The organism is Proteus vulgaris (assembly GCF_016239305.1).
In the GTDB taxonomy this organism is placed as follows: Bacteria; Pseudomonadota; Gammaproteobacteria; order Enterobacterales; family Enterobacteriaceae; genus Proteus; species Proteus vulgaris_C.
In genome coordinates this window covers 101,510-112,758 of record NZ_JAEHOQ010000008.1, presented here as the reverse complement: position 1 = coordinate 112,758, position 11,249 = coordinate 101,510, and the positions used below count along the sequence as shown (strand labels likewise).

The following is an 11,249-nucleotide window of genomic DNA, read 5'->3' as shown; positions in this document are numbered from 1 at the left end:
TCTTGGAGTGCTGCCTCCACCGCCACCTTTACCCATTAAACAGTCTCCAAGCCTTGTGATATTACATTTGAACCCACAACCATCTCGCCATAACAAATAGGAACTGGATAACCTTGCCCGACTCTATTTGATAACGAACTGAAATACTGGTTACTTTCTGAGTTTCGCCCCTCTATGCTTGGCGCTGGCGGTGTTTTAGTTAACATGGTTGCCAATCCCGCCGCAGCCACACCCACACCAGCTGCAAATAATGCTGTCGATGTCATCGTTGCCAAAAATCCGCCCGGTATTAAAAACGACGCACCAATTAAAGCTGCTCCACCAATAATGCCTAACCATCCACCAGATTTGGCACCACCAATAACAGGGACGATCGTAATAACATCACCTTCATTTAATGGCGTATTTAATCCCGCAGAAATACCATCCTCGGTCATATCATTACCTGCAATGCGAACACGAAACTGACCTTGATTAATCTCTTTTTTCAACCCATCAATTTGATAGCAAAGACAGCGTAAGGCCTCACCTGCATTACTTACCTCAAGCTCGAACCTGCGTCCAAATCTGCGTAAATAGCCTGCAAACTGTAATTTGACCATTGTTTATGCCTCCAAATGCTGTGAGTGTATTTAAACCAGTAACCACCGTAAGTATCTCGCTTGCTCAATCTGTCTGGCCTGTGATGCAATATCTCTTGATTACCTAAGTACAATGCAGCGTGACAAGGTTTTGATGTTCCTAAGCAAATCAATATCATATCGCCTGCTTGAGCCTCTTCTACTTGATAAAATCCCTGCTTATCCGTGTTATCAAGATAGAGATTTTGTTCTGTGTACCACCATTCATCGGGACGAATAAAATCATCTAGCTGAATGCCTGACAGATGATAGGCATCACGTATAATGGAATAACAATCCTGCTCACCATGCTTAAACTCTCTACCTAACAGTGGCGCTATTGGTCTGAACTTATGGATCACCCCATCACATACCAACCACCAAGGCAGATTTGTTTTCCTTTGTATTGTTCTGTCGCCAGAGCTCAGGAAAGGCTTTCCGTCAGGGTGACTATGAACAATAGCTTTGATTTCTGAATAGCACTCTGCCGTCATCCAATCGCCTGGGTTAATTTCAAAATAGTTTTGCGGATCGGGATGTATGTTTCTGCAAGGGAAATACCTGTCACCCGAAATTAAGCCACAAGACTCCCTCACTCCTTCCGCTTTCGCGTGAGCGATAATGTCTTTCTCAATCATGAGTTAACCTAATTTGTTTGAGCCTAAATACCCGCCAAATGGCATGACTGATTTAAATCTGAGTTTGCACCCACTGTATTTATGAGAGCACCTATCTTTAACAGGATCGGTTGTTGGCTGGTCTTTTTCATCTGCAACAGGTGGTCCATCATAACCACAATCAAATCCTCGGTATCGCCACGAGCAGATATCAGCCTGAATAACCCGTCTAGGTATCAAGGCGTTATCTGTTTCTGTTGGAAGCGCTAATATATACGTCACAAAATCAGAGTCTGAACTTTCTCGTTGTTCGATAACGTATTTTTGAACAACCTCTCTTGTTGGATCTGCTTGCGGGTTTCCTTTGGGAAAATTAACAGCATCGAGATATTGCTCTAAAACCTGCCTGCGAGTAACGACAGCGCCTAGCGCATCATCGTAGTCGTTGTTAATGGCGGTTAGCATTCCGTCAAAATTGGCAAATGTCATTTTGGGTCTATCTGACGCACCCTGTGCTGTTACGCTAAAACCGGTAACATGAACTGGGTAAGGCTCATAGCGCAATCCCTGCCAGATAATAGGTTTTAATAATCCATTCATGCCGTCATGAAACCGGTAAACACCTCCCCCAAAACGACTTAAATCGACCTCATATAGATCTAACATTGAATTTTGCTGTAAGTCTGCAACGTCTATGCGCATCTCTTGAGGTATATCTCTCATGCAACAACCTCCTCAAATGTACAATCTATCTGCCATACTGATGTTCTCGGTGTCACCTGCCAGCCTCGGCAAACAAATTTACGTTTAGAGTTATCATCACTGGTTAGCCATAAGAATGATTCAACTGCACCTCGAGCCTTAAGAAACTCATCAATCTGTTTCCCAATATCAGTACGCTTAACAAATGAGAGTTGATAAGTCTTTAGTTGGTTGTTGATCCCGTCTTTGACTCTTTGCTCATAACCGTTACCAAACTTGGCCACCTTCACTTTAGGCTCATTACCCACCTGATAAGCTGTTTCAGGTCGCCATTTAAACTCTTCCATTGGTTACTCCAATAAAAAAGGCGACACAAAGCCGCCTGATCAAATATCAGGATATTAATAAATATCCATTAGGTTATTTTATATATTCAGCCCAGAGAAACTTACCGAAGGAATGGCTGATTTACTTCGGTGTGAGGATTTGAAATGTCAGAATCATTTTCTGTGAAAGAACTAGCAAACTCGGTTAATGAGCTAAAGGTCGCTGTTGCTGGATTAAGCAATAATGATAAAATTCAAACCATTAGATTAGAAATGCTAGGCTCTATATTTTCCGCATTAATTGCTACCGGAGCATTAAATAGAGATGCTATTGAAAATATAATCAATCTATATGATACTGATGATAAGCAATTTTCTAAGGAATTTTTACAAGAGCAAAAAGAGGCTATGATTGGTCTAATGAACTCAATAAAGGTTCGCTAATCACTGCCTCTTTGATGAAAATCTCATTATTTTTTATTTGAAAATAACAGCTCGTTGCCTTTTGCATATCCGCGAGCTGTTTTTGTAACTCTGCTATTTGATGCTCTTGCTTTACTACTTGTGCTGACAATGTACTAACTAACACTTCTAAGTTTTGATTGCTCATAACTACCTCTCTTAATTACCAACTTCTTGATTTTTCCAAAGCACCGCCACTACGCATTTCGGTGCCAAGTACGTCATAAACCGTACCTCTCACCATTTGCTGTATTTGTTGTGCTTCCTTTTGAGTGATGCCATTTGGTGCCTGAACTTGGAATGTAAAGTGCATATCACCCATGCTGACACCGTTACCACCTTTACCCATTTGTCGATTACTGATAACTCGACCATTATCACCCGGTATCATGTATTGATTACCATTAGATGCTTTGAATATTTCTGGCTTGCCATTTTCGCCGACGCGATACATAGAGCCAGCATTTACAGGACCACCGTTATATCTAGCACCAGCAAGACCCATAGTCTTACTTGCCGCCATAGCCGCCGCATATGATGAGGTTCCCGTCGCTACTGCCGCCCCTAATGTCGCTATAGACGCACTTAATGCCGCAGGTGCCCATGCTGTTTGTGCTGCCGCAGCCTGAGCGAGTGTTGATGCCGTAGTTGCCGCAGCCATACTCTCACCCATAATCATATTCTTAACCTGTTGCATACCCATTTGAACCAGAGCGCCAACAGCTTGGTCTACAATGGTTAATGCTACATTGCGGAAAGCATCGTTAAGGGATTGAGTGCCTGTTAATAACCCTGTAATCACATTAGCGGAACGTTGCCCTAATGCGTCCAACCCATCAGCTAAGAACTGATTAGCTTGACTCTGATTGCGCCATATCTCCCATTGAGCATTCATGCGGTCTTGCTCGTATTGGGTATTAGCAGCATTCATTAACTCTAAGCTTTGTTGTTCGGTTAAAACTTTTTGGTTTTCGTACTCTTTTATAAGCGCAAGTTTACGCTCATGCTCATTTTTTAGTTGCTGAACAGGGTCTACTTGTGCTTTTAAATTATCTTGAGGTGATACAGCGTTTTTAGCCTTTATTTCGGCTATCTTTTGTTGGTATTCCGCTTCAATTTCAGCTTTGCGCCTTGCAGCTTGTTCAGTGAGAGATACATCATCTTTTGTTATCCGCTCTAAGTCTGCCAACTGTTTATCGTGAGATTCTTTAGCCTTGGCAACTAAATCAAGCTCAAGTGCGGCTTTCTTATCTGCTAGATTACGTTCAATGTTGTACTTTTCTTCTGCGAGTTGCTCCGCTTTTTCAATCTGCTTAGGAGATGCTTTGTCACCAAGCGCCTTAACCGCGTCATACTTAGCCATTTCAAGAGAGCCGTCTTTGTAACCTTTGTTTAAAAGTTCAATCTCTTCTCTCTGGCGTTTTAATGCTTCGTATGCTGCGTCTGTGGCTTTTGTTGATTCCTTTTTGACTTGCCCGTTTTTATATTCTTGAGCGGCCATTTCTTGCAATTCATCGATTGCCTTTTTATCAAAAACACCTGCATCTTGCGCTGCATATAATGCCTGTAACTTAGCCCTCTCCACGCCTTCTCTTTTAGAAAGCTCAAGGCGCCTTTCCATTTGTTTTTTTAGCTTTTCACCTTCCTCTCCACCATAATCCGCACCAGTGGCATTAAACTCTCTTTTGGCATTTGTAGCGTCCCTAATTTTATTCGCCAGATCACCAAACCCTGTTTTTTCTGCAAAAATAACTAATGCATTTTTAACGCTTAAATCAATGGCTTCTTTTGTTTTTCTGTTATATTCCTCTTGTGCATCAACTAGATATCTGGTGATGACTTCTGATTTTTTCCTATTCTCCGCTAAATCACCTTCAATTCTAGTAACTTCACGTAGGATTCTCGTGGTGTTTTTATCAATAAGATCAGGCATTCCACTTAATGCTGTTTTTTGTAACTCTATTTCAGCCCTTAATTTTGATAATTGCTTTTCCTGCTCTTTCATTTCAAGACGTAATAATTCTTGCTTATCTTTAGCATCCTGAGCATCACGAGCTATCTCCTGATACGAAAGCTCCTTTAGTTTTGCAGTTAGCTGATCTACGCTATCAGCAAAATCTCTAGCTTCTTGTTTTGCTTGCTCTGATTTTTGATAAAAATAATATATGGCGGCACCAGCTAACATGGCAGCACCAACTGGGCCACCAATTAAGCTCATAGCCCCTTTTAGAACACCTAATGATAAGGATGCAGATCTAGCTGCTGTTGAGGTTGTATTTATTGCTGCGGTTTGCGCCATCGTCGCTTGCGTATGAGCTATCGCCGCTTTTGATGCCATGGTTCTTTTTGCAATTAGGTTATCTAACGCTGTGGATTCTGCTAGAGTTCCTTTTGCAACATTGTATTCAGCCTGCGCCAACGCCACAGCAGACCTAGCGGCAGCAAGATCTGCCTGTGTTTTCCTAACCACTGTGTTTGCAGCATATTCATTGGCTCTTGCTGACTGCAATGTCGCATTTGCTTGACCGATTGAAGCAGAGATATCCCCTATTTTCGCCTTTATTGTGGATGCTAACGCACCAGCCATTTTTGCACCCATTACAATAATGGCAATATTTGTAGCGGCAGAAACTTTATCAAAGTTGTCAGTTAATACCGCGAATCCAGCAGAAACAGATCGAGTAATTCCTAGAGTCTGGTTCATCTCGCCATAATAGGCTTTCGCTGAGTTTGTTAACTTTGTAAAACCGTCTGCAATGGTGTTATCCATTGAGTCAGCAAGAGCGTTATTCTCTTCACGCGCCGTAATCATTGCGTCAGCGAATAACTTCATGGAAATACCGCCCTGCATTGCCATTTTCTTAACGTCGTTTTCAGTGACTTTTACACCGCCACGCAAGCGAGATAATTCTTTAGCAATATCAGCAACAACGGAAGGTGTGGCATTTAAAACAGAGTGCCAATCGTTGCCTTTCAATGTACCAATAACCATAGCCCTATTAAGAGCATTCATTGCAGATTCTGTTTGTTGTACGCCAGTTGCGTTAGCTGTGAATGCAGAAGAAAGAGACTCAATGTAGTCAACTGTCTGAGTTGTGTTATAACCCAATTCTTTCATTGAAGTTGCAGATCCGGCATATAACTCTTGAGTTGTCTCAATAGCCTTACCATTTCGGTTACTAACTTCTAAGAAGCGTTGCTGTATCTCTGCATAACGCTCAACATCACCCTCAACTGAATTGAGTGCCATTTTAATACGCGCAGCCATTTGCCCCCATTCATCGACTGCGTTAATGATCGCACCAGCAGATAATGCAGAGGCTACAACGCCAGCAACCTTCGAGAGAGACAGCATTGATTGCTCAGTGTCATTCACCGCTCTAGATGTTCTGTTAAAGCTATCATCCATGCGATTTAATCGCTGTTCTAGCTGTCGTTGAGATGTAAGTAGCTGCTGAACATCCATCTGCACTTGATAAACAATTTCGCCTACTTGTGCCATTTATCGGCTCCTTAAAATGAAAAACCCCGCCGATTGGCAGGGTTGTGTTAAATGTTTGCTGTCTATTTTGAATAGGTTATTACTGCAACTGGATAGATGGTTGTTGGAGGTACCGTAATCCAGATTTTCACATCACCATTTTTTGTTTTAATTAACTCGCTGTATTCAGTACAATTACCATCAATACACTGAGATTTTATTTCATCTATTTTTTCAATGCCTGCGCCAGATTTACTTATAAAATCCAATTCACTTAGTAAATTGTTTTTAAATTCATCCATATCGCCAGGGTTGTCACTACTGGCAGTGATTGTGACTTTTATTGATTCTAGTCTGTCGTTTAAAAAGATTAACTCATTACTTCTTGACCATTTATTAAATGGCGATATTGAACCAATTTCGCAAGTTGTAACCTCATCTTTTGATTCGCATTTGTCTTTATCAATAAATGAGATGTTTGATACTTTTTCATCCCATATGATACCAAAGGCGCTCTCATTACCTTTATCACCACATCCAGCTAGTAATAGAAATGAAAGCATAAGTAGCGCATTCCTCACAACACCATCCTCGTTAGTTAATTTGTTATTAGTTTAGCTGTTTGTGGTGCAAAGAAAAGCAAACACTAGGCACAAAAAACCACCCATAGGTGGTTAATCATCATTTGGGATATATCCACCAATCCTTAATCTTGGTGTACCCATCTTTGAACAGGATTCATGCACAAAGGAACGCCAATAAGGCCACGCATCAAAAGCCACTTGAGCATTACCATAAGCCTTTAGCTCTTCATCATTTAACTTTTCTTGTGAGCTATACGAAACCTCAAAAAGACCATTAATCATAAAGATAATAAATTCTTCATTATCACTTCCTTTAGAGACAACTCTAATCGCAGACTCAAACTCAAAAATATAAGCGTATTGAGTTTTGTCATTAGCTATTAATGGATAAGCTTGCGTAACTCCGCACATAGTTTGAGTTTCTGTTTTTTTCCCATCGATAAACTCATTGTCTATGAACGTAGCTTTCAGATCGTTATTAATAGAAAAAGCACCATTTTTCATTAATACGTTAACCAGATTAAGCTTTTTCTTAGCTGATTTAATTAATGACTTGCTCATTCTTCACTCCCCAGTTTGAATGTGTAAATTTTTTAACCTCTCCATCGGACATACTTATAGGTGAGCCAAACTCAAAGCTATTAGGGAAGTTTAAGGAGGTCGTTTTTACTCGCTCTCTGTTTTTTCTCTCTGCTCTTATAAAGATTCCCAGAGAGGAGTTGTCTATGCTTTCAACTAAATCGCTTTCATTTTGAATAAGAATATCAAGAGGTATTCCCAGACCAGAATGAATATTTTTAATCATATTTATACTTAGTGGTCTTTTACCGTTAAGTACCTCAGATACCTTAGAGGCTGAGCCTATAAAAGGTATCATGTCTTTTTGTGACATGCCTGATTGATCCATTCTAAATTTTATAGCTTCTATTGGAGATGGTTTTTCTATATGACAGTTCTTCTTTTCATAATCCTCAATAAGAAGAGCTATCATTTCTAATTCATTACCATCATCGCTATCCACATCTGGATCTAAATCCATTAATTCAGATATGCGCTCCATCGCTTCATTATAGTCACTATCATTTTTTAAAATGCGCAATTTAAATTTTGTCATTTTAACCTCAACTTATCATATTCTGGATGGGTCATGACATTTTCAATCTTCACGATGCCATTCACATATCTAACTTGAACAACCAATCTATAACTATTGCCTTTTATATTAAAAATGACTCTGTTGTCAGCGAGAAAACTAGCTGTAACGAACCTGTTTTTAATATCTTGAGGCGTTTCCCAGTTAGCTGCTCTTACTTCCGCAATCCAAGACATCATCCCTGATTTAGCCTGATTGTGCTTTTTACAAAAATCCAGAATCTGCTTCTCACCTATTATTTTCACGGCTAACCATGCTCTCTATATATTTGCATGAAATTCCCATTTTGGGAAGATGTTTGATTGACCACAAAAAATATTATCTATTTATTTTTTTCATACATCTTCTTGACGGTTTCCATGAACAATTCTTTGAACTTTTCAGGATCAAGCTGTGATAGCTCGTTTAAGTTTTTTGGGGTGCTATCCTCATCCACGGCAGACTGAAGAATCATAACCATTTCAGCATTAAGAGATCGCCCGTTCTTACTTGCCCTTTGCATTAACTTTTCTTTCAGAGTATCAGGCATTCTAAGGCTATAAGGCGTTATATCTCTTATTCGCGTATTTTTTTGTGACATACAACCACCAGTAAAGTCATTGTGATATCACAATATAGTCAATTATTCGTTGACTATATAGATTCACATTGATATCTTTGTGATGTCACATAGACACATAAAAGGATGAAGATATGAATACCAATAAGAAAACAGGAAAATTTCAACTCAGATTAACAGAGGTGTTAAAAAGTAAAGTGGTAGAACTCTCAGCGAAAGATGGTATTTCGCAAAACTCAATAGTTAATCAAGCGATAGCTTGGTATGTGAAAGAAAGAGAAAAACGTGTCAACTAAAACAGCGAAGCCCCAACTATTTGCGGTAGCTAGGGCTTCTAATTTGTCAGAAACTACGGAGTAACCGACATGACTAGTGTATCAACAATTAACGTACCTTTCCACGGTAACAACCTGTATGTAGTAAATTTCAACGGCGAACCATATGTACCAATGAAGCCAATAGTTGAAGGTATGGGGTTAACTTGGCAATCTCAATTTGAAAAGCTAAAACAAAGGTTTAGTAAAGGGATCACGGAAATCGTGATACCTTCAAAAGGCGGTGAGCAATCAATGCTTTGCCTAGCTCTCCGTAAACTTGCAGGGTGGCTTCACACTATCAGCCCTAACAAAGTCAAACCAGAGATCCGCGATAAAGTAATAAAGTACCAAGAAGAGTGTGACGATGTACTTTATGAATATTGGACTACTGGTGAAGTTAAGAAAAAACATAAATCAACTGTTCAAGAACGAAACCCATTAAAGAATGCTGTTAATTTATTAGTAAGCAAGAAAGGCATTATGTATCCAGAAGCCTATTCTCTTGTTCACCAGAAATTTAATGTTAGTAGCATTGAAGAGCTGACAGCAGATCAGATACCCGATGCGGTTGAGTATATTCACAAGTTTGTACTTGAAGGTGAATACATTCCTAAACAGGAAGAAGTTTCAAATAAACTCAAAACACTAACAGATGATGAACTTGTTACTTTATGCTGGAGTTGGAGCTTTTTGGTTCTATGCTCCACAGCTATGAATGACATATATCCATTATTAAAAGTAGCCGAGCATAGCCTATCTGGGAGATTCCATGATGCACCAAGAGAGGCAATGAGAAACGCTAAAAAAATGCAAGAAATATTATATAAAGCAACAACACATATTCAGCCAAACCAATTCGACAATTCTCGTGTGATAAATAGAATCAGACAGGAGCAAATTGGCTTCTAAAAAATAAGCCCAAGGATGGGCTACTTTCTCTTCCTACTCACCAGTCGACGCTTACCACTGATTAACTCATCATTACGCTTATCATCTTGCTTCATGATGTTGTCGTATTCTTCTTTTGTGAAGCCTTTCTCGTCAGGGTATTTAGCTTTGAGCATCATCTGAAATTCAGTCATTGTTAACTGTTCGGCTTCATCACGGTTCATGCCAAAGTGCGCACGAGCAGAACTGATGTAATCAATTGCCATGAACTCATCTGAGAATTCGTTTTTACCTTCGTTGCGTTGAAGTTTGCGGATTTTCGCTTTACCAATAATTCCGTGAGTGAATAATTCTCTGGCAATAACGATAATATCAGCGATTGGCATCTTGCCGTTTTTATAGACGACACCTCGTTTACCTGATTTCCATTCGCCAATGATTTCAGAACAATCATCATCACAACACGCCTGCATCACTATCATTGCCGCTTGCAGGATATTGCGTCCGTACGTTGGCTTGCTAATCGCTTTTATTAACCACTCAGGAATAACCCTGTAATTCATTACGGCGCGAGTAATTAACTCTTGCACCTCAGCCCCATTTAATTGACCATACGCACTCACAATCTGTTTAGGCTCGCCAATTCTTGTCATATTGATGAACGATGGTCTAAATAAGTAAACATTTTTATCAGTAGAGACAACCATCTCACCGATTTCTAAAATAGGCGTCATAATCCCTCCTGAATATTATCAAGGGCACTCGAAAGCACCCTTTGTAATATTAAGCAGCGGTAACTGTGACCACGCATTTGGCTGTTTTACTAGCATCTTCGGATGTGACAGTGATATTTGCAGTACCTTCAGCAACACCACGCACAGTGACCACATTCACAAGTTTGGTAACTGTTGCAAAGCTCGTCTTATCACTTACGGCAGTGTAGTTTTTGTTAGTCGCATCAGTTGGTGTAAATTTGACAGTAAATGTCTTAGTTTCACCCACTTTCACAGACAAGGTGGCTGGCTCGACAGTAACACTTACAACTGCGATTTCTTCTTGTAGCCATTCAACCGTTTCTGCATCAGCAACTTTCAACTCACCAGAGTAGGTGGAGATTTCTTTTGTTGGAAACTCCATTGACCAGGACGTGAAAGTCATGTACCCCTGAATAACATCACTGCCGTCACCTTTCATGTCGAGTTGAACCCAGTATGAAGGTTGACGACCAGCTTTAACTTCATCAAGAATTTCTTTAGCAATGTCGAAAGCGGAAGTTGAACCCGCAACACCTGCTTTTTTAAGCTCACCATCGAAACTGATAGTTACGTCAGCGCCAGTGACGATAGATTCTGCTAAGCCTTTCGTATCATCGGCATTGGACGTGACGGTTTCCATACCGAAGTCTGTCGATTTACTTGTTAATGCACCTAATCGCAAAAATTGAATCTGAGATGGTGATTGATTTGAACAGCCTTTTGCAATGCGCAGAATACCTGCGTTACCCATCACTAGGCCTTTATCATCAGGGCATTGTGCCATG

At 40.2% G+C, this 11,249-nt stretch carries 16 protein-coding genes; 3 read left to right on the top strand and 13 right to left on the bottom strand.

Annotation, left to right across the window (positions count from 1 at the left end; translation table 11 throughout):
* Positions 1-35: 35 nt before the first annotated feature.
* Genes JEP40_RS08190 through JEP40_RS08175 form a run of 4 tightly spaced genes read right to left on the bottom strand, consistent with a single transcriptional unit; the run spans position 36 to position 2,286 of the window.
* On the bottom strand, positions 36-602 hold the full coding sequence (locus JEP40_RS08190) for a tail assembly protein (RefSeq protein WP_198623144.1): 567 nt from the start codon (positions 600-602) through the stop codon (positions 36-38).
* A complete protein-coding gene (locus tag JEP40_RS08185) occupies positions 539-1,258 on the bottom strand; it encodes a C40 family peptidase (protein ID WP_198623143.1) in 720 nt (239 codons plus the stop codon). The genes JEP40_RS08190 and JEP40_RS08185 overlap by 64 nt, the downstream gene beginning before the upstream one ends.
* A gap of 3 nt (positions 1,259-1,261) precedes the next feature.
* Complete coding sequence (locus JEP40_RS08180) at positions 1,262-1,960, bottom strand: phage minor tail protein L (RefSeq protein ID WP_198623142.1); 699 nt, start codon at positions 1,958-1,960, stop codon at positions 1,262-1,264.
* Positions 1,957-2,286 (bottom strand): phage tail protein, encoded by a 330-nt coding sequence (locus JEP40_RS08175; protein ID WP_198623141.1) that lies wholly within the window; start codon positions 2,284-2,286, stop codon positions 1,957-1,959. The genes JEP40_RS08180 and JEP40_RS08175 overlap by 4 nt, the downstream gene beginning before the upstream one ends.
* Positions 2,287-2,430: 144 nt before the next feature.
* On the opposite strand from JEP40_RS08175, the gene JEP40_RS08170 reads away from it, so the two are divergent.
* On the top strand, positions 2,431-2,709 hold the full coding sequence (locus JEP40_RS08170) for a hypothetical protein (RefSeq protein ID WP_198623140.1): 279 nt from the start codon (positions 2,431-2,433) through the stop codon (positions 2,707-2,709).
* On the opposite strand, the gene JEP40_RS08165 is transcribed toward JEP40_RS08170, so the two are convergent.
* From JEP40_RS08165 to JEP40_RS08135, 7 genes are all read right to left on the bottom strand, one after another.
* Complete coding sequence (locus JEP40_RS08165) at positions 2,672-2,875, bottom strand: hypothetical protein (protein ID WP_198623185.1); 204 nt, start codon at positions 2,873-2,875, stop codon at positions 2,672-2,674. The genes JEP40_RS08170 and JEP40_RS08165 overlap by 38 nt on opposite strands.
* 15 nt (positions 2,876-2,890) lie before the next feature.
* Positions 2,891-6,229 carry a tape measure protein gene (locus JEP40_RS08160; protein WP_198623139.1) on the bottom strand — a complete coding sequence of 1,113 codons (3,339 nt, stop codon included), beginning with the start codon at positions 6,227-6,229 and terminating at the stop codon, positions 2,891-2,893.
* A 62-nt stretch (positions 6,230-6,291) separates the two neighbouring features.
* Positions 6,292-6,771, bottom strand: a complete 480-nt coding sequence (locus JEP40_RS08155; RefSeq protein WP_198623138.1) for a hypothetical protein — start codon at positions 6,769-6,771, stop codon at positions 6,292-6,294.
* Positions 6,772-6,882: 111 nt separating this feature from the next.
* Complete coding sequence (locus tag JEP40_RS08150) at positions 6,883-7,353, bottom strand: hypothetical protein (protein WP_198623137.1); 471 nt, start codon at positions 7,351-7,353, stop codon at positions 6,883-6,885.
* The gene (locus JEP40_RS08145; protein ID WP_198623136.1) at positions 7,334-7,906 is read right to left on the bottom strand and encodes a helix-turn-helix domain-containing protein; all 573 of its coding nucleotides are present in this window, start codon (positions 7,904-7,906) and stop codon (positions 7,334-7,336) included. Before JEP40_RS08145 ends, JEP40_RS08150 begins: the two co-directional genes overlap by 20 nt.
* A complete protein-coding gene (locus JEP40_RS08140) occupies positions 7,903-8,190 on the bottom strand; it encodes a type II toxin-antitoxin system HigB family toxin (RefSeq protein WP_198623135.1) in 288 nt (95 codons plus the stop codon). Before JEP40_RS08140 ends, JEP40_RS08145 begins: the two co-directional genes overlap by 4 nt.
* Before the next feature lie 77 nt (positions 8,191-8,267).
* Positions 8,268-8,525 (bottom strand): Arc family DNA-binding protein, encoded by a 258-nt coding sequence (locus JEP40_RS08135; RefSeq protein ID WP_198623134.1) that lies wholly within the window; start codon positions 8,523-8,525, stop codon positions 8,268-8,270.
* A gap of 113 nt (positions 8,526-8,638) precedes the next feature.
* Between JEP40_RS08135 and JEP40_RS08130 the strand changes: the two genes are divergently transcribed.
* Complete coding sequence (locus tag JEP40_RS08130) at positions 8,639-8,800, top strand: toxin-antitoxin system HicB family antitoxin (protein WP_004245955.1); 162 nt, start codon at positions 8,639-8,641, stop codon at positions 8,798-8,800.
* A gap of 69 nt (positions 8,801-8,869) precedes the next feature.
* Positions 8,870-9,730, top strand: a complete 861-nt coding sequence (locus JEP40_RS08125) for a phage antirepressor N-terminal domain-containing protein (RefSeq protein WP_198623133.1) — start codon at positions 8,870-8,872, stop codon at positions 9,728-9,730.
* 20 nt (positions 9,731-9,750) lie between these two features.
* Here the strand turns inward: JEP40_RS08125 and JEP40_RS08120 are convergent, their stop codons facing one another.
* Positions 9,751-10,443, bottom strand: coding sequence for a DUF6246 family protein (locus tag JEP40_RS08120; protein ID WP_198623132.1), 693 nt, complete (start codon positions 10,441-10,443; stop codon positions 9,751-9,753).
* 49 nt (positions 10,444-10,492) lie between these two features.
* On the bottom strand, positions 10,493-11,248 hold the full coding sequence (locus JEP40_RS08115; RefSeq protein WP_198623131.1) for an Ig-like domain-containing protein: 756 nt from the start codon (positions 11,246-11,248) through the stop codon (positions 10,493-10,495).
* Position 11,249 lies beyond the last annotated feature (1 nt).